The sequence below is a fragment of the Myroides sp. TSA_177.3 genome, assembly GCF_052691955.1.
In genome coordinates this window covers 216778-236802 of record NZ_JBQZGD010000001.1, presented here as the reverse complement: position 1 = coordinate 236802, position 20025 = coordinate 216778, and the positions used below count along the sequence as shown (strand labels likewise).

The following is a 20025-nucleotide window of genomic DNA, read 5'->3' as shown; positions in this document are numbered from 1 at the left end:
AAGCCTTGATTTCTCAAGGCTTTTTTTTATTGGGTTCAAAGACTATCCTAAAAATGCTTTAATCTCGTCCGTGATAAATTTAATTTGATCTGCCTCTAATTCAGAGTGCATCGGTAATGACAATACCTCTTTCACCAATTGATTCGTCACTGGGAAATCTTCTTCCTTGTAACGAGGATCTAGATATGCCTTTTGGTTGTGCAATGGAATTGGGTAATAAATTGCGCAAGGAATTCCTTTTCCTTGTAAATGTGCCATCAATGCATTTCTATCTGCATTCACGATACGCAAGGTATATTGGTGGAATACATGACTATCATCATCCCCTTCTACTTTTGGCGTAATTACATTCGGGTGATTCGCTAAAGCTGCAGAATATTGAGCTGCCGCTTCTCTTCTTGCTTTGTTGTATTGATCTAAACGCGGTAATTTTGCATTTAATACTGCTGCTTGTAAACTATCTAAACGAGAGTTAACTCCAACAACATCGTGGTGGTAACGCTCATACATTCCGTGATTAACAATTCCGCGAATGATATGTGCTAATTCGTCATCATTTGTGAAAATAGCTCCACCATCACCATAGCAACCTAAGTTTTTAGATGGAAAGAACGATGTTGCTCCAACATGAGCAATTCCTCCCGTTTTCACTTTTTTACCACCCGAAAAAGCATAGCTTGCTCCAATACCTTGTGCATTATCTTCAATTACATATAAATTGTGCTCAGCAGCAATTTTCATGATTTCCTCCATGTTAGCTACGTTTCCAAATAAATGTACTGGTACAATTGCTTTCGTTTTAGGAGTGATTGCTTTTTTAATCGCTTCTACATCAATATTCATGCTATTTGGACAAACATCCACTAAAACAGGAGTTAACTGTAATAAAGCAATTACCTCCACTGTTGCAGCAAAAGTAAAATCAGCTGTGATTACCTCATCACCAGGTTGTAACCCTAGTCCCATCATAGCAATCTGCAATGCATCAGTTCCATTTGCACATGGAATTACGTGCTTTACCCCTAAATACTTTTCTAAATTAGCTTGAAAAGTATGTACTTGAGGTCCGTTGATAAATGCAGAAGATTCTAAAACTTCTTGGAAAGATTGATTTACTTCTTCTTTAATTCCTTCATATTGACTTTTTAAGTCAACCATTTGAATTTGTTTCATCACATTGGATTTAGTAGTATCTCAAAGTCTTTGGCTCCTCCTTATTTTAGAGCCAAACAACTTGACTGTCGATATGTTTTACAGCTACAAAAATACTAATTTCTTTACTTCAAAAATCTTTTCTTTACTAAAAGAAACGTAATTTCGCTAGATAAACTATTCCCTATGCTATTTCTTTATAATCTACTTATTCATATCGCCACTGCAGTCTTGCATCTGATTGCCTTATTTAATAAAAAGATTACCTTATTTGTTCAAGGGCGAAAAGCATCTTTTGCTATTTTAAAGCAACAGATTCAACCTAGTGATCGCGTCTTTTGGATTCACGTAGCCTCTTTAGGAGAATACGAACAAGGTTTACCGATCATGGAAAAACTGAAGCAACAATTTCCAACACATAAAATTGTTTTAACCTTCTTTTCTCCTTCAGGCTATGAAGTTAAAAAAAACAACACCATCGCTGATGCTACCTTGTATCTTCCTATGGATACAAAAAGCAATGCCCAAGCCTTTTTGAAACTCGTTCACCCAGAAAAAGTATTTTTTGTCAAATATGAATATTGGCCAAATTACCTCAATCAACTAAAAAAACAACAAATTGAAACGTATTTGGTTTCTGGTATTTTCAGACCCAATCAGGTATTTTTTAAATGGTATGGTGGTTTTTACAGAAATGCCTTGCATGCCTTCACTTATTTCTTTGTTCAAAATGAAGAATCACGTGCACTTCTTGCCTCTATTCAACTTAACAATAGTACCGCAGTTGGTGATACGCGTTTTGATCGGGTAAGTCAGATTTTAGAAAACGACAATACCTTGGCTTTTTTAGAAGAACTAACACAAGGTAAAACCAAAAAGACAATTGTAGTGGGGAGTTCATGGCCACAAGATGAAAAGATCATCGTTGATTACATCAATCAAACGCAGGATGACAGCCTCAAATTTGTCATCGCTCCACACAATATTAAACCAGAGCAAATCAATCAACTTTATCAATCCATTGAGAAACCCAAACAACTCCATTCCAACTATATTCCAGGCGCGACTGATTTAGCTCAAACGCAGGTCTATATTATTGACGCCTATAGTTTGTTAACTAAAGCGTATAGCTATGCTACAATAGCATATGTTGGTGGTGGTTTTGGAGCGGGTATTCACAACATCTTGGAAGCAGCCACTTTTGGGGTTCCTATTCTAATTGGCCCGAATTACAAGAAGTTTCAAGAAGCCAAAGACTTAATTCAATTAGGCAGTTGTATAGTTATCAACAATGAAGCTGACTTTATTAACAATCTGACCGAGTTGTTAACAAATGAGGCATTACGCTGTGAATTAAATGACATCAGTTCTACTTTCATTCTTAGCAACAAAGATGCAACCAACAAGATATACAATCACATATTCAATCAGTTACAATAAAAAATAGCTTTTTACTCATTAAAAAGTTATTAACATCACATTCTATTACCGTAGTAATAAATTGTTGATAACTTAAAAAAAATGAAGTTGGCTCTTGCCTATAAAACGAAAAAAAGGTAAGTAAACACTTTTGTTTACTTACCTTTTATAATATGAATTAATAATTACACTATAGGTAACTTATAGAAAGTTAGAGGTATATAAAAATTATATGAATACCGAACGAGCAATATAAGGCAAATTATTGATTGACACAACACCTTTAGTACTATTTGTTAAATTAAACTCGCACCTTAAGATTATTTATTTTTTAAACGATCTCAATCTTTACCTAGGCTCTCACTTCCTTTACTTATCTTATAAAGCCTTGGGAAAACTATTTTTTTTTAACATCCCTAGCCCTTCTTTCCTTTTCTATTTTCACAGTTGAATTATCGCTTTTATTTTGCTAAATCTCACAGTAAGAAAATGAGCGTTCATCGCTGCTAATCGTCACTTCACCTCCATCATTAGAGGAAAAACAACAATTCTAAACTATTGTTCTATTTTTCGCACTACTCTTTCCTAAAAATCGAATAAAACGGCACATCGTCATTTAACACGGTGTTTATTTTTCTCAAAATACACTTAAAATAGTGGATGGGTACGCAAACTGTAGCTCCTATTACCTGAATAGTTGTATCTTGCCTGAAATAAAAAAATAACGAACACTTTTATGAACTTAAGACTTAAAAACGCATTTAAACTGCTCGTTGCACTTCTTATTGTTCCTGTTTATGCACAACAAGGAGGTATGTGGATTCCTTCTTTGCTTGAGGGAATGAATGAAAAGGAAATGACGACCTTAGGAATGAAAATGTCCATTCAGGATATTTATGATGTGAATAATTCAAGCATGAAAGATGCTGTTCCACACTTTAATGGTGGATGTACATCAGAGGTTATTTCTCCTCAAGGATTACTATTGACAAACCACCACTGTGGATATGGTCAAATTCAGGCACACTCTTCGGTAGAGCACGATTATTTAGCAGAGGGTTTCTGGGCTAAATCACAAGCAGAAGAATTGCCAAACGACAATTTGGAAGTTACTTTCATTGTGCGTATTGAAGACGTGACAAGTGCAGTCATGCATGGAATAAAAGCGAAAGATACTGAAACCCAAAAACAAGAAAAAATCAACGCGAACATTTCGCGTACTGTTGCTACCTTCCCGAAAAAGGATTGGCAAGAGAACAAGATTAAATCTTTCTATGAAGGAAATCAGTACATTTTATTTGTTACAGAAACCTTTAAAGATGTGCGTTTAGTTGGAGCTCCGCCTTCATCAATCGGTAAATTCGGATCTGACACAGATAACTGGGTATGGCCACGTCATACAGGAGATTTTTCTTTGTTCCGTATTTATGCAGATAAAAACAACCGTCCAGCAGCCTATTCAAAAGACAACGTACCGTATACACCGAAACACTTCTTCCCTATTTCATTAGATGGAGTAGCACAAGATGATTTCACTATGGTATTTGGATACCCAGGTCAAACGCAAGAATATTTACCTTCTTATGCTATCGAGCAAATCATCAATGATTTGAACCCAGCAAAAATTGGAGTACGCGATGTTGCTTTGAAAATTACGGATGAATACATGCGTAATGACCAAGCAATTAAAATTCAATATGCTTCTAAATATGCAGGTACTGCCAACTACTGGAAAAAGTGGATTGGAGAAAGTCAAGGATTGAAAAAGAGTAATGCTGTAGCAGCGAAAAAAGCATTCGAACAAGATTTCATTGTACGTGCGAAGAAAAGCAAAAATGCAAAAGAGTATACAGCAATTTTACCTCAATTTAAAAAATTATACCAACAGATTGCTCCTTATTCATTAAGTAGAGATTACTTCATGGAAGTAGCCTTACGCAATGGAGAGTTGTTAGCAGCAGCTTGGCGTGTATATGGTGTTGAAAGCGCATTAAACAATGAAGCTCAATTCCAAAGTAGAAAAGCAAACTTGTTGCGTTCACAAGAGCGTTTCTACAAAAACTACAACAAAGATGTAGATCAAGATGTATTCAAAGCTATTGTAACCTTATATAAGGAGAAAGCCCCAAAAGCATATTTAGCTCCTGAATTACAACAAGCAGATGTAGCTTCTTTAACAAAAGACATTTACACCAACAGTAAATTAACTTCGTATGAAGGGTTAAAAGAACTATTAAGTGGAGATGCAAAACAAGTCAAAGCAGCTTTATTGGCTGATAAAGGCTACGTTTTTGCTAAAAGCTTAATTGAAAATTACCAAACAGCTATTTTACCACAATATGAGGCTTTAGATTTAGAGATTAAAGCATTACAGCGCACCTATATGAAAGCGCAATTAGAGCTTTATCCTGATGCTAGAATTTTCCCTGATGCAAACAGTACACTACGTGTTACTTACGGTAAAGTAGATGGATATGCACCAAAAGATGCTATTTATTATGAGCCTGTTACTCATTTAGATGGAATCATGGAAAAATATATTCCGGGAGATTATGAGTTTGATGTACCAGCAAAATTAGTTGAACTATATCAAGCTAAAGATTACGGAGCTTATGCAGAAGATGGTAAACTACCTATAAACTTCATCGCAACCAACCACACAACAGGAGGGAACTCAGGAAGTCCAGCTATTGATGCACATGGAAACTTAATTGGGTTAAACTTTGACCGCGTTTGGGAAGGAACGATGAGTGACATTTATTATGATCCTGCTATCTGTAGAAACATTATGGTAGATGCACGCTATATTTTATTCATTATCGACAAGTTTGCAGACGCAAAACACCTGATAAATGAGATGAAATTGGTAAATCCCAAAAAAGACAAAAAATAACATACTGATTTACAGTAATTTATAAATTATTTTTTTATAGAAAAATATTTTACAAAAACAAATTGTTGAATGAAATATTTTCTATATTTGTATCGAATTAATAATTAACTTTTATAACTTTAGTAAAATGAAAAAAATCGCATTAAGCATTGCTTTAGTAGCTATGATGGGTGTATCTTTTGTTTCTTGTAAAGATACTGCAAAAGAACCTGCAACAGAAGAAGTAACAACAGAAGAAGTAGCTGCTCCAGTTGAGACAGTTGTAACTGAAGAAGTTGTAACTGAAGAGGCTCCAGCTACTGAAGAAGCTCCAGCTACAGAAGAAGCTCCAGCTACAGAAGAAGTTGCTAAATAATTTTAGCTAGCAATAAAAAAAAGCTCTCACTAGGTGAGGGCTTTTCTTTTTTATATACATTTCGCTTTTTAATTTAAAGCGATTAATTCTTCTATCAATTTTCTATCATTCGATAAACGAGGTACTTTGTGCTGTCCCCCTAATTTATCACTTCCTTTCAGCCAATCATAAAATAATCCTCGACGCGCTTGATGCAAGACCAAAGGATTTAATGTCATATTATTATAACGCTTGGCTTCATAATCAGAATTCACTTCCTGGATACATTTATCTAATACTTCAGCAAACTTGTTTAAATCTTGTGGTGCTTTGGTAAATTCAATCATCCATTCATGCGCTCCTTTTTCTTTGCCTACCATAAAAATAGGTGCTACAGTATATTCAGCAATCTCTACTTGAAACAATGAACAAGCCTTCGCTAAGGCGCGATCTGTATTCTCCACCATTAATTCTTCTCCAAATACATTGATATGATGTTTTGTTCTACCTGTAATCTTAATTCGATAGGGCAATAAACTAGTAAAACGAACGGTATCTCCAATCAGATAGCGCACCAATCCAGCATTCGTTGTAATTAACATGGCATAATTCTTTCCTAACTCCACATCGCGTAAAGAAACGATTCGCTGTGCACTTGTTCCAAAAGTATCCATCGGAATAAATTCATAGAAAATACCATAATCTAACATCAACAACAGTTCATTGCATCCATTTTGATCTTGAATCGCAAAAAATCCTTCTGATGCGTTGTATATTTCATAGTATTTAAAATCACCACTGGGCAGCAATTTCTGGTATTGTTCTTTATAAGGTTCAAAACTCACCCCGCCATGAAAGTATACTTCTGCATTTGGCCATAGCTCTAATAAGCTTCCTCTGCCTGTTTCTTGCATAATTTTATTGAAAAGCACCAACATCCAAGAAGGTACTCCCATAAAACTAGTTACATTTTCATTTTGTACTTCTTTGATAATGGCATTCATCTTGGTTTCCCATTCCGCCATCAGTGATGTTTTATTGGAAGGAGTGCTACTAAACTCAGCCCAGAAAGGCATATTATCAATCAAGATTGCCGATAAATCACCAAAAATAGTATTGTTGTCTTCATACAACTGTTTACTTCCTCCTAAACGCAGTCCTTTACCTGTAAATAGCTGTGAATTTTCATTGTTATTGAGATACAAACACAACAAATCTTTGGCTGCCTTATAATGGCAGTTTTCTAGTGCTTCATTACTAACCGGGATGAATTTACTCTTTGCATTAGTGGTACCACTTGATTTAGCAAACCATCGAATCGGTTCAGGCCAAAAGATGTTGTTTTCCCCTCTCCTCGCCCTTTCTATATAGGGTTCAAATTCTTCATAGGTATAAATGGGCACACGTTCCGCAAATGTTTCATAATTTTTAATACTAGCATAATCATATTGCTTTCCTAGTAAAGTTTTTTCATTGGCTTTAATCAAACCTAAAAAAACATCATTTTGTACCTCATTGGGGTATTTTCGAAATAAATCTATTTGATGAATTCTCTTCTTAAGAATCCATGAAGCAATAGAATTAACAATTGTCAGCGCCATATATACATTATTAATAAAGTAAACTCCTTTTTCTTGTAAAAAGAGAATCTAAACAATAAAATTTGTTTTTGTACTTTTACTCCTTACCCAAAAATAACACTTTTATTTATGCTATACGAAGGAGTTTTAAACAAAATGCAAACGGAATGGAGCAGCCCTATTGAATACTATTTAGTCTTTCAAAATAACTTCATCAATTTGAATCAAGTATTAGATCGTCAACTGAAGATTTCATTTGTCGATTATCAATGTTTGAATTGTGGGCAACACAAAAAGATCTTCCGCCAAGGGTTTTGTTATGACTGTTTTTATGCAAGCCCAGCAGTTGGTGATTGGATTATGCGTCCCGAATTAAGTACCGCTCATTTAGGCATTGCAGATCGCGATTTGGACTATGAAAGCAAAGTTCAATTACAACCACATATTGTCTATTTGGCAGCATCTAGTGATGTGAAAGTAGGTGTTACTCGAAAGACACAAGTTCCCACGCGTTGGATTGACCAAGGCGCCTCAAGTGCTATCCCGATTGTTGAAGTACCCAATCGTTATTTAGCTGGAATAACGGAAGTTGCGTTAAAAGGACTTTTTACAGACAAAACCAATTGGCGTAAAATGTTGCAAAATGATACTATTACAACGGATTTACTTGCCATTAGAAATACTCTAGCGGATAAACTCCCAGTAGAAGTACAGCCTTTCTTTGATACAACAACAGCAGATTTATATGAATTGAATTATCCTGTATTAGAATTTCCTACAAAGATTAAAAGTCTAAACTTAGATAAAACACCAACCTATCAAGGCGTTTTAAAAGGAATAAAAGGACAGTATTTACTCTTTGAAGATGGTACTGTTTTTAATATTCGAACGTATGAAGGGTATGTTGTACAACTGGATATTGAATAAAAAAAAGAGGTTATTCTTAGTCTAGGATAACCTCTTTTTATTCTAATCTAGCATTTAATCGATTTTCTATTGTTTTAATTCTTTGAAGCAAATCTTTCCATTCTAAACTATGCCCTAATATCATATGCTCTTGCATCAATTCATAATCCGATTTCCAATTCGATAACACCTCATCAGGTGGTATAATACTCAGTTTTCCTTTTTTGTGGCTCAAATAGTCTATACCCCGTATTGGATTCATTATTTTACGATGTGCTACAATTAATTCAAATAATTCATTATTTACTAAAGCTTCTTCTCCGTAGCTAGACTGCATGATTTTATCCAAATCATAAAGATGTCTACTTAATCTTTCAACTCTTATTACACCAATTGGTTTTAAAAACTCCTCATGTAGCAATAAAACTTTTTCTAAAAAAGTCCGCGTCGGAACAACAACACGTACATTAAACGGATCTATTGAAAAAATCTGTTTAGTATAATACTGATCAATAAAAGAAGAAATTAATTTTGATTCAACAGGTTCTGTCAGAGATCGAGCTCCTATTTCTAAGATTACGCGTTTTTGGATATAACTAACAACCTCTGGAATTTCAGATACGTAATACACTTCTAACACCATAGGATCACTCATATCATTTACCTCAGCTTGATATCGTATTTCATATGAACTCGAAGAAATCCCTAGCAACTCTAATTGACGAATCAATTCTTCTCTAAACTCATGTATAATGAAATGCCCTGAGGCTTTTCTTAATTGCTTTATTTTTGTCTTTGAATTGACAACATCAAAGCCCAATACACTTTTATCAAGAATTAAATCAATATCCTCCGAAAAACGCTCAATCAGATGATACGCTTTACTCAATGAAGTACCTCCTTTAAAAAAAATAAATTCCGCGTATTTCGATTGAAAAATAGCTTTTAATAAAATAGTAACCCACCAATCCTTTTCTATAGCAAAAATAGGTAAACCATAAAAATTTCCTGTTTGTTCTAATACCTTCTTCTTTTGTTCTTTTTTTAGGTCAATCCACATACGCATTGGGATAATAAAGTCTATTAATTTCTTTTTGAATCCATACTGGAGCGTATCTCAATTGACTTTGTATCATCTTTCTATCAACTTTTAATACAGCAGGTGTAATTTGCTTCAAAAATAAAAGAGTTACTTCTTCTTGTCCTTTTTCTTTAAAAGCTTGAACAATAAGATAAAGCAATTGATCTTTTATTTCGAAAGTTTTAGGCACTGTGCGTTTAAAAAGAAGTATACGATTCCCAATTTTAATTTCTCTTGGAGAACCATCAGTTAAGTAAACTGCTTTCAGCGGAATTTGCGTAGTTAATCCTAACAAATATTGAGCCATAATTCCAGTTGGAGCAATTCTAATTTTATCGCGTTTTGCTACTTCTTTTGCAATTTCTTCAACACTTGGATAAATTTTCCCTAGTACTGTATCACGCTTGGGTTTTACATAAATTCCTGCAGCAAGTCTCTCAATACATTGTTTTTTTTCCAAACGAAAAAGCACCTGACGAATATTGTCAGATGTACCATATTTCACAAAATCATCTGCAAAAAAAATAGTGCGTTTCGATGATTTAATAATTTTATTTTCTATTTGATTATGAATTGAATAAGACATAAAATCACATTTTAATCTGTAACAAAAATAATACAAATTTCTGACAAAATACTCTTTAATTTACAATTGTAAAAAGTCTTATTTCAACTGGATATTGAATAAAAAAAGGAAGCTGTACAGCTTCCTTTTTTATGTTATTCACTTTTTATGTTATTCACTTTTCTTTTTACCAAAAAGATCTTTCAATCCTTTTCCTATTTTCTCTACCGTTTCTTCGGCTTCTTTTTTCTTTTTCTCACTTTCAGGAGTAGTTTCTCCAGTAGCATTGTCTTTGTCCTTATTTCCACCAGTCAAGAGATCTTTTAATGCATCTTTTCCTTTATCCAGGTATTTGTTTGCCTGATCTTCTGCTATTTGTTTGGTTAGGTTTGTTACGACTTCATTCATATTCGTTCCTACCTTCGGTGCACTAAAATCACCTGTCAATCCTACTTTTACAGGAATCGCATCATATTTCGCACTTTCTTGTGGGCTTAATTTAGTCAATAAATTAGCTACATCAGAACCAAGCATTTTAGCAGGTACTTTGAAATCTAACGTATAATTCATTTGTTGATCAAAACCGTGTTCTCCAGAAACTTGAACATTCATGTCTTTGACTTTCAAATCAAAAGGAGAAACCTGTACTTTTCCGTCTTTAAACTTCAGGTGAATACGCTTATTGTTCAAATCGAGTTTACTTAAATCAACAAATTTCACTGCTGAATCTAAAGAAGACAACAACTTTGAATTTGCTACATTGACTTGTGAATTCAAGATATCACCTGTAAGATCTCCAGAAAGTGTATTCATAATAGGAGAAAAATCACTGCTTGCCAATTGTCCATCTAATTTGATGTTCGCATTAATATTTCCTGCGATAATTCCCGCAATAGGTGCAATCTTTTTCAAAAACTCAAATTGAGTAAATGTTTCTTTAATATCGAGTGTTTTCAGTCCTAAATCCATAGCAAACTTAGGTTGTGTCCCCTTGGTTGATACATCCCCGGCAAATAACAATTTCCCTCCGAAGATATCCGTTGTCATATTTTCTAAACGCGCTGTCTCATCCTTTACAATCAGGCGACCTTTTACATTTTTCAACGTAAGATTATCATACACCACGGTTTTAGCATCTGCATTTAAGGTACAATCCAAGAAAGCAGGAATTTTTAACGATTCTGCCGTCTTTGCCGCAGGTACTTGCTCTTCTTTTGCTTTCTCTGTTGTAGGAGCTGTATCCTCTTTTAATAAATCCGCTAGAATAAAGTTTGTTGAGCGAACATTGAAATTTCCTTTCAACGTTTGTTTATTGAATAAGAATCCATATAAATTATCCAAACGTCCATCTGCTGCTACGTCCGTTTGTCCTGTAACTAAAACAAATTTATTCAAGCTTACAAAATTCGGATTAAATGTAATCGCTGCCTCTTTGATATCCAATGGCTTGGCCATGGCATCCGATGCAAAGTGGAAATTCGTCAAACTAATATCCCCTGCGTTTTTAATATTTTGATACTGACTCTTCTCTACAGAATTCATATCAAAATTCGTTGTTACATTAGCTTTTAAAATTCCCGTTAAAGGAACGTCCATTTGTATTGGATAAGCTTTTGTCACATTGGCTAAATTGATTATTCCGTTCAACTTAGCATCTACGATAGGGTTCTCTGTGATATTTTTAATATTCGCACTTGCATTGAATACATCTTGATCAATTTTAAACGATAGCTTATTCAAATCAACATAGGTATCTTTCATTAGCCCTGTCTTATTCATGATTTGCATATCCAGTACAATTTGCTCTACTGCTTTTGGCAAATCAGGGTACTTGAATGAAGCTTTATTCGCAGCCATTTCAATCGCTAATGTAGGAATAGTCGTTTCCGTTAAATTTCCTTTCACTTGCCCTGCTACTTTAAATTCACCTGTTGTTGTTACCCCTTTCAGTCCTCCTGCATACGCTTCGGGAATTAATCCTAAAAAGTTTTTAAAGTCTGAATCTGGTGTAGCGAAAGATAAGTCAAAAGCCTGTCCTTCTTCTAACAGTTGAACTTTCCCATCAAATTGCAAAGGCAATTGATTAATCAATGCTTTATTTTCTTTGAAGGTGTAAATCTGTTGATCCATATCCATACCAATCATAGCATCCAAAGACAGCTGTACTTGATTCAAGAAAGCAGTTCCGTCCATCACAAAAGAGACCTTTGCCTTTGATTTTGTATCTAAATCTAAAACATTAGCAGTTAAATTTCCTTTCCCTTCATGATTAAACTCGTCAATAACAAACTGCATTTTTGAACTTAAATCCGTGTAGGTAATCTTCGTATTTTCAATTTGATAATGTTGCAGAGCCAAAGAGAATGGTTTATCTTCTTTATCCTCCTCCTCTTCTTTATCCTCTTCATCTTTCAATGCAATGTCGTAGTTGGCAATGCCTTGTTCATTCACTAAAACATGGATTGCTGCATCTTTTAATAATATTTCTTCGATGTTCATCGGCTTATCTGCTCCATTGAATAATTCCATGACAGACATCTGCAATCCGATGGTTTGTGCCTGCAATAATGTATCCCCTTGAAAAGGCGCTGTATTGACAATCGTCAGCCCATCAATCGTTACGGTTGCTTTCGGGAAATTCTTTAATAAGCTCAAATTTACTTTATCAAAAGACACCGTTGCAGTTAGGTTATCATTGATTGTTTTGAGCACTAAATCTTGAATTTTTCCTTTAAATAAAAATGGAGCAGCAAGTAGCAAGAGGAAAATCCCCAGTACAACTCCACCAATCCATAATCCAACTTTTTTCTTCATAGTCATTTAATTTTCATACAAAATAACAAAAAAAAGAGTCAACTCAAATGATATGAGTTGACTCTTTCCCTATATTAGGTAAATCTTAACCTATTGAATCTTAATTTCGAAAGGCATGATTGCCTGTGCTCCTTTTAGTGAATTAAAGTAATTTAATCGCTCCATCATTTCAAAATTCTCTTGTCCGATTTTTTCTTTCAACAATTCATCTTGCGTTTGCATGATTGATGCACCTAAGAAGTTGCGCAATAAATCATTGAATTTTAATTCATATTCTGGATAACTAACAACGTTGTAATCTTCGATTTCTACTTTACTTGCTGCATAAGCAATTGCGGCATCTAATCCTCCTAGTTCATCCACTAATCCTTTTTCCAAAGCATCTACACCTGTCCAAACGCGTCCTTGTGCAATTTCATCTACTTTTTCAAATGTCATTCCACGACCAGCTGCTACGCGATTTACGAAAGTCTCATAAATAAATTCGATGCTTTCTGTGACTTCCGTTTTAAACGATTCGTCTACTTTTCTGAATGGGCTATAAGAAGCTGCATTTTGATGTGTTTTTACTTGTTCTGCATTCACACCATATTTGGTTGCTAAAGTGCTAAAGTTTGGCAACATACCAAATACTCCAATCGATCCCGTAATCGTTGCTGGATCAGCAAAAATACGATCAGCACCACAAGAAATATAATATCCACCTGAAGCCGCTAAATCTCCCATAGATACAATTACAGGTTTTACTTTTTTCGTCAATTCGATTTCTCTCCAAATTAACTCTGATGTTAAAGCACTTCCTCCTGGGCTATTAACACGTAATACAATTGCTTTAACTTTGTCATTCTGACGTGCTTTTCTCAATGCTCTATTCACAGATCCTTCTCCAATAAAGCTCACATTCCCCTCCCCATTCAAGATTTGTCCTTGCGCATAGATTACAGCTATTTGATCTGTCGTTGCTTTTTTCGTGCTTGGTGCACCTGCTTTGATATATTCTAATACATCTATTTTGTTGTATTCCTTATCTTGTGCAAGGTCCAATGCTTTTTTAATTCCTGCGTGATATTCATCTTCATACGCAACTTTATCCACCAATTTTACTTGCAATGCTCTTTCTGGTGTACGAGCAGCTAAGTTCGTTGCAATAGCATTTAAACTATCTACAGAAATATTTCTACTTTTCGAAATATCGTTTACCAAAGTTCCCCAAATAGAATTCAAGAAAACCGTAATTTGTTCTCTGTTGGCCTCACTCATTTGTTTTTCTAAATAAGGTTCAACCGCACTTTTATATTTTCCGTGGCGAATCACTTCCATGTGAACCCCCGTTTGATCTTGCAATCCTTTTAGATATAAGATTTCTGTTGATAATCCACGGAAATCAACCCCTCCTACTGGGTTTACGTATACCGTATCTGCAACAGAACTCAGGTAATATTCTCCTTGTGAAAACGTATCAGCATAAGACACTACAAATTTTCCACTTTGTTTAAAGTCTTGTAATTTTTCTCTAATTTCTCTACGTTGTACAAATCCTAAAGAAGAAACATTATTGAGCAATGAAATTCCTTTGATGCGATCATCTTCTTTTGCTTGTTCTATTGCCATCAATACATTCGAAACACCATCTTTACTTTCGTCGCTAAAGTTGAAATCTTTATAACTAAACTTTCCACCGTAATCATATTGAACGGTTGATAAATCTAAGGTAAGAACGGAATTATTCTTCACGATTACTTTATCTGAGCTTCCGGCTACGGCAGCAAAGACAATTAAACCAAAAAACAACAAACCGAAAAAGATGAACAGTCCTAGTAATGTTGCTAATAAATTTCTTAAAAACTTCATAGTATTCTATTTTACTGGATTAGTATACGCTATCGAACAAATGTTACAAAATAAGTATTTTATTTTCATTCAATATCTCCTACAAAGTTAGCATTAATTAAAATTTCTTTTACTTACTTTTGTCCCATGAATACGCAAAATACGCTGGTTTTATCCCTTGGAACCAATCAAGGCGACAAAAAAGCAAACCTTAATAAAGCTATAGACCTGATAAATAACGAAATAGGAACTGTTATTACTGTATCTCCTATTTACGAATTTCCTGCATGGGGGTTTGAAAGTGAGCCATTTTTTAACTGTGCCCTAGTTCTTCATACCCTTTTAGATGCACAAACTGCTATTGCTAAAATCTTAGAAACAGAAAAAAAGTTAGGCCGCATTCGTCATCAACAGGTGGGTTATGCAGCGCGAATTATTGATATTGATATTATTGCTTTCAACGATGCGATTATCCAAGAACCCAATTTAGTGGTTCCTCATCCGTTGATGCAAGAGCGTCTTTTTGTATTACAACCCATGGCTGATTTGCAATTAGACTGGGTTCACCCTATATTCAAAAAGAACTGCCAACAATTAGTACAAGATTGTACCGATCAAACGACATTCAAAAAAGTAGATATACTATCAACTCCTTTGCAAAATCATCCCCTACGCAAATTAAATTTCGTAGCCATTGAAGGAAATATTGGAGCCGGCAAAACAACGTTGACACATCGCATTGCGGAAGATTTTAACGCCAAGAGTATTTTTGAAGGTTTTGCTGACAATCCTTTTCTTCCTAAATTTTATGAAGATGCCAAGCGTTATGCTTTTCCTTTAGAAATGTCTTTCTTAGCGGATCGCTATGCTCAACTTTCGGATGATTTAGCTCAATTTGATTTGTTTAAAGAATTTATCATTGCGGATTATTATATTTTTAAATCCTTGATTTTTGCTCAAATCACCTTAGAGGAAGATGAATTCCGCTTGTATCAACAAGTGTTTGATATCATGTATAAAGAAACACCGAAACCAGACCTTTATGTTTTTCTTTATCAGAATACTGATCGTTTATTAGAGAATATTCACAAGAGAGGACGTTCCTATGAAAATGATATTTCAGGACAATATTTAGATAAAGTTACTCAAGGTTATTTCAATTTCATGAAAACCCTACCAGCAGAAAAAGTATTAGTCATTGATATATCTGATTTAGATTTTGTAGCCAATCAAGCAGATTATATCCAAATCTTAGATCAGATTGAAAACAAATTGACATCCTAAAAAAAAGCTCCAATCAACACAAGGTTATTGGAGCTTTTATATTTTTATCGCATTTGCTGAAATAAATCCCAAATGACAATTCCGGTACTTACTGCTATATTCAAGGAATGCTTTGTTCCGATTTGTGGTATTTCAATTACACCATCACTCAAATCTACTACCCCTTGAGAAACACCTTTTACTTCATTTCCGAATACTAACGCATATTTTTGTTTGTCTTCGATTTGGAAATCGTTCAACATCACGCTATTTTCTACTTGTTCAATGGCTTGAACGGAAACTCCTTCTGCCTTCAATCGCTCTACAACCTCAACAACATCCTTGACATATTCCCAAGCGACAGTTTCTGTTGCTCCTAGTGCTGTTTTGTGTATTTCTTTATTGGGTGGTGTTGCTGTTATTCCACATAAATATACTTTCTCTACCAAAAAAGCATCACACGTTCTGAAAACAGATCCGATGTTATGTAAACTTCTTACATCATCTAATACAACAATAATCGGTGTTTTGTCTGATGTTTTAAACTCGTCAACACTCTTTCTATCTAATTCGCTATTGGCTAATTTTCGCATAATAATGGACTATATTTCTGCAAAAATATTGATTATACTAATACTAGACCAATATTTAATCCATGAAAATTAAAAACAGGCTTTCCTTAATTACTTCTCTCTAATTGATGTAAATAAGTCTATATTTTTAACTAATCTTTCATATCGTTTAATTGTTAAACCTTTTGAAGTTCAATATTTTTGTAGGCTAAAATTTGAATATGTTTCACGAATTAATCAAAAAAGTAATTACCTCTGCCGTTCTCATCTACACTGTTCGTTGTCTTCTTGGTTTCTGCATAGGCTATTATCTTTATATTCACTTTGAGGATCACGAAACCTTGTGGACGATTATTTCGATTATTTTAGTCATTTCACCAGAGGGACAAAATTCAAAAAAGCTCTCTATTGAGCGCTTTAAATCCAATTTGGTTGGTTCAGTTGTGGGTTTAATTTGTTTGGAAATTCACACCCCTAATTTGTACGTCATTCTTTTTGGTATTGTCTTGACAATTCTAATTTGCTACTTTTTCAAAATTCTAAACATGGCTCGTGTAGCCCTTGTCGCTTTGGTTATTATTCTAGTTCAACCGAGTAGTGGATTGACAGAAATGACACCCTTAATGCGTTTCTTAGCTGTAACCATTGGCTGTTTAATTGGTTTAATGGTTGTCATTTTAACTTCCATGCCAATCCGTCGATTAAAGCGATATTACGACCTTCCTTTATCGTAAAAAATCTTTCTCTTTTAGCTATCTCGCTAATCTTACTGTATATTTGTAACTTCGTCTAAATACCTAAAAACACAAAATATGGCTGCGAAAGAAAAAGCGACAAAAGAAACTCCGTTAATGAAACAATACAACGAAATAAAGGCTAAATATCCCGATGCTTGTTTGTTGTTTCGCGTAGGAGATTTTTATGAAACTTTTGGAGAAGATGCTATTCGTACGGCTCAAATTTTAGGCATTACCTTAACCAAACGTGGCGCTGGATCTTCTAGTGAAACGGAGTTGGCGGGATTTCCTCATCACTCTATTAATGTTTATTTACCCAAATTAGTCAAAGCAGGACTTCGCGTTGCCATATGCGATCAGCTTGAAGATCCTAAAATGACAAAAACAATTGTAAAGAGAGGAGTTACGGAATTGGTAACCCCAGGTGTTGCCTTGAATGATGAAGTATTACAATCCAAATCCAACAACTTTTTGTGTGCGATTCACTTTACCAAAAAAGCCTTGGGTATTGCTTTTTTGGATGTATCAACAGGAGAGTTTTTCACCTCAGAAGGAGATGCAGAATACATGGATAAGCTTTTACAAAACTTCAATCCAAGTGAGATTCTAGTGCAAAAAAGCAACAAAGTTACCTTTCAACAGGAATTTGGATCAGCCTATAATCTCTTCTTTTTAGATGATTGGGTTTTCAAAGAAGACTTTGCTTTTGAATCCTTAACCAAACACTTCCAAACCAATTCATTAAAAGGATTTGGTATTGAAGATTTGACCGATGGTATTATTGCGTGTGGTGCTGTGTTACATTATCTTTCAGAGACCCAACACACGCGTATCAAACATATTTCAAACATTCAGCGCATAGCAGAAGATGCTTATGTGTGGATGGATCGCTTTACTATTCGAAATCTAGAGCTTTACCAAAGCAGTAATTTCAATGCCATAACCCTATTGGATGTCATTGACAAAACGTTATCTCCTATGGGAGGAAGGCTACTCAAACGCTGGCTGGCTCTTCCTTTAAAAAAGAAGAAAAGCATAGTAGAACGCCATGAAATTGTGGAGTTATTGACACAGAAACAAGATACACTTGCCTTTTTTCAAGGGCAGATTAAAAAAATATCCGATTTAGAGCGGTTAACCTCTAAAATTGCAACTGGGAAAGTATCCCCTCGAGAACTTTTATTCTTAAAAGAGTCCTTGGATGCTATTATCCCTTTAAAAGAACAAGCCTTAAAAAGCAAAAATGATTCCTTGAAAATTATTGGAGATCAACTACATGATTGTGGCTTATTACGAGAGCGCATTGCTCAAACGATTCATCCGGATGCTCCTGTAGCCATTAACAAAGGAAATGCCATTGCTTTTGGCATTAATGAGGAATTGGATGAGTTGCGCAATATTTCATCTACAGGTAAAAGCTACCTCGATGAAATGGAGCAAAGAGAGAGCCAAAATACTGGTATTCCTTCGTTAAAAATAGCTTTCAATAATGTATTTGGATATTACATCGAAGTACGCAACACACACAAAGATAAAGTACCTGCCGAATGGATTCGCAAACAAACCCTAGTCAATGCGGAACGCTACATTACGGAAGAATTAAAAGCGTACGAAAATAAAATCTTAGGGGCTGAAGAAAAAATCAGTCAGCTTGAAGGTCAGATTTACGATGAGTTTGTTCAATGGTGTGGGCAATACATCCAACCGGTACAATTAAATGCGCATTTAGTAGCTCAACTAGACTGTTTGTCTTCGTTTGCTCAATTGGCTTTAGAAAACAATTATGTACGTCCAGTACTCGATGATAGCTATGACTTAGAAATTAAAGATGGCCGTCATCCTGTAATCGAAAAACAATTGCCTTTTGATAAGCCTTATATAACCAACGATGTATTTTTAAATAATTCTACCCAACAAATCATCATGATTACCGGACCTAATATGTCGGGAAAATCTGCTATTTTACGCCAAACGGCTTTAATTGTACTGTTGGCTCAAATGGGGTGTTTTGTACCTGCAGCAGCTGTTCGCATGGGAGTTGTAGATAAAATATTCACTCGTGTTGGGGCTTCTGATAATATTTCGATGGGAGAATCTACCTTTATGGTAGAAATGAACGAAACGGCTTCTATTTTGAATAATATTTCCGATCGCAGTTTAGTCTTACTGGATGAAATTGGCCGTGGAACGAGTACCTATGATGGTATTTCCATCGCTTGGGCAATTGCTGAATTTTTACATCAACATCCTTCTAAACCGAAAACTTTATTTGCTACGCACTATCACGAATTAAATGATATGCAAGAGCATTTTGAGGGAGTCAAAAACTACAACGTTTCCGTTAAAGAACTCAAAGACAATGTTTTGTTTATTCGAAAACTGATTCCAGGCGGAAGTGCTCATAGTTTTGGTATTCACGTAGCCAAGATGGCAGGTATGCCTCAGATTGTTGTTAATCGCGCACAAAAAATGCTGAAACAATTAGAAAAGACTCATCACAAGGATGGAGATGTACAATTGAAACCAGTAGAACAAGATTTACAATTGAGTATTTTCAATATTGATGATCCTTTACTCAGTAGTTTGAAAGATGAATTATCCATCATTGACATCAATACCTTAACGCCAGTAGAGGCTTTGATGAAATTACATGAGCTCAAAAAGATGATTCAATAAGTAAAGAATAACACAAAAAACTAGATATTCGACTTACTCCCTTGGGTAAGTCGATTTTTTTTAAAAATAATTTAGCTGATTATCCACTGACTGCCAAATGCTTAAAAAAAATAGAAAAAAATATTGTATTTGCGTATTTGCACAAGTAAAAAAATGTTCTACATTTGCACTCGCATTACAGAAATAATGCACGATCATATAAA

At 34.8% G+C, this 20025-nt stretch carries 14 protein-coding genes; 7 read left to right on the top strand and 7 right to left on the bottom strand.

Annotation, left to right across the window (positions count from 1 at the left end; all coding sequences use genetic code 11):
* Positions 1-42: 42 nt before the first annotated feature.
* A complete protein-coding gene (locus tag ACUTSE_RS00970) occupies positions 43-1173 on the bottom strand; it encodes a DegT/DnrJ/EryC1/StrS family aminotransferase (RefSeq protein ID WP_445638900.1) in 1131 nt (376 codons plus the stop codon).
* 165 nt (positions 1174-1338) lie between these two features.
* Between ACUTSE_RS00970 and ACUTSE_RS00965 the strand changes: the two genes are divergently transcribed.
* The 3 genes from ACUTSE_RS00965 to ACUTSE_RS00955 all read left to right on the top strand — a co-directional run bounded on the left by ACUTSE_RS00965 (position 1339) and on the right by ACUTSE_RS00955 (position 5819).
* Positions 1339-2592 carry a 3-deoxy-D-manno-octulosonic acid transferase gene (locus tag ACUTSE_RS00965; RefSeq protein WP_445638899.1) on the top strand — a complete coding sequence of 418 codons (1254 nt, stop codon included), beginning with the start codon at positions 1339-1341 and terminating at the stop codon, positions 2590-2592.
* A gap of 715 nt (positions 2593-3307) precedes the next feature.
* Complete coding sequence (locus ACUTSE_RS00960) at positions 3308-5464, top strand: S46 family peptidase (RefSeq protein ID WP_445638898.1); 2157 nt, start codon at positions 3308-3310, stop codon at positions 5462-5464.
* Positions 5465-5591: 127 nt separating this feature from the next.
* Complete coding sequence (locus ACUTSE_RS00955) at positions 5592-5819, top strand: hypothetical protein (protein WP_002989980.1); 228 nt, start codon at positions 5592-5594, stop codon at positions 5817-5819.
* A 68-nt stretch (positions 5820-5887) separates the two neighbouring features.
* Here the strand turns inward: ACUTSE_RS00955 and ACUTSE_RS00950 are convergent, their stop codons facing one another.
* On the bottom strand, positions 5888-7399 hold the full coding sequence (locus tag ACUTSE_RS00950; RefSeq protein WP_445638897.1) for a GH3 auxin-responsive promoter family protein: 1512 nt from the start codon (positions 7397-7399) through the stop codon (positions 5888-5890).
* A 108-nt stretch (positions 7400-7507) separates the two neighbouring features.
* Here ACUTSE_RS00950 and ACUTSE_RS00945 point away from each other — a divergent pair, with 108 nt between their 5' ends.
* Positions 7508-8305 (top strand): DUF2797 domain-containing protein, encoded by a 798-nt coding sequence (locus tag ACUTSE_RS00945; protein WP_002989977.1) that lies wholly within the window; start codon positions 7508-7510, stop codon positions 8303-8305.
* A gap of 37 nt (positions 8306-8342) precedes the next feature.
* Here the strand turns inward: ACUTSE_RS00945 and ACUTSE_RS00940 are convergent, their stop codons facing one another.
* From ACUTSE_RS00940 to sppA, 4 genes are all read right to left on the bottom strand, one after another.
* A complete protein-coding gene (locus ACUTSE_RS00940) occupies positions 8343-9344 on the bottom strand; it encodes a nucleotidyl transferase AbiEii/AbiGii toxin family protein (RefSeq protein WP_445638896.1) in 1002 nt (333 codons plus the stop codon).
* Entirely contained in the window at positions 9334-9951 is a 618-nt protein-coding gene (locus ACUTSE_RS00935; protein WP_445638895.1) for a DUF6088 family protein, read from the bottom strand. The genes ACUTSE_RS00940 and ACUTSE_RS00935 overlap by 11 nt, the downstream gene beginning before the upstream one ends.
* A gap of 150 nt (positions 9952-10101) precedes the next feature.
* Positions 10102-12744 carry an AsmA family protein gene (locus tag ACUTSE_RS00930; protein ID WP_445638894.1) on the bottom strand — a complete coding sequence of 881 codons (2643 nt, stop codon included), beginning with the start codon at positions 12742-12744 and terminating at the stop codon, positions 10102-10104.
* Positions 12745-12834: 90 nt separating this feature from the next.
* On the bottom strand, positions 12835-14595 hold the full coding sequence (gene sppA / locus ACUTSE_RS00925) for a signal peptide peptidase SppA (protein ID WP_445638893.1): 1761 nt from the start codon (positions 14593-14595) through the stop codon (positions 12835-12837).
* 126 nt (positions 14596-14721) lie between these two features.
* Between sppA and folK the strand changes: the two genes are divergently transcribed.
* On the top strand, positions 14722-15858 hold the full coding sequence (gene folK, locus ACUTSE_RS00920; RefSeq protein WP_445638892.1) for a 2-amino-4-hydroxy-6-hydroxymethyldihydropteridine diphosphokinase: 1137 nt from the start codon (positions 14722-14724) through the stop codon (positions 15856-15858).
* Between the two features lie 44 nt (positions 15859-15902).
* On the opposite strand, the gene ACUTSE_RS00915 is transcribed toward folK, so the two are convergent.
* Positions 15903-16430: an RNA methyltransferase gene (locus ACUTSE_RS00915; RefSeq protein WP_445638891.1), complete on the bottom strand. Its 528-nt coding sequence runs from the start codon at positions 16428-16430 to the stop codon at positions 15903-15905.
* 200 nt (positions 16431-16630) lie between these two features.
* Between ACUTSE_RS00915 and ACUTSE_RS00910 the strand changes: the two genes are divergently transcribed.
* Positions 16631-17143, top strand: coding sequence for an FUSC family protein (locus tag ACUTSE_RS00910; protein ID WP_445638890.1), 513 nt, complete (start codon positions 16631-16633; stop codon positions 17141-17143).
* A gap of 78 nt (positions 17144-17221) precedes the next feature.
* Positions 17222-19822: a DNA mismatch repair protein MutS gene (mutS, locus tag ACUTSE_RS00905; protein WP_445638889.1), complete on the top strand. Its 2601-nt coding sequence runs from the start codon at positions 17222-17224 to the stop codon at positions 19820-19822.
* The last annotated feature ends 203 nt before the right edge of the window (positions 19823-20025 follow it).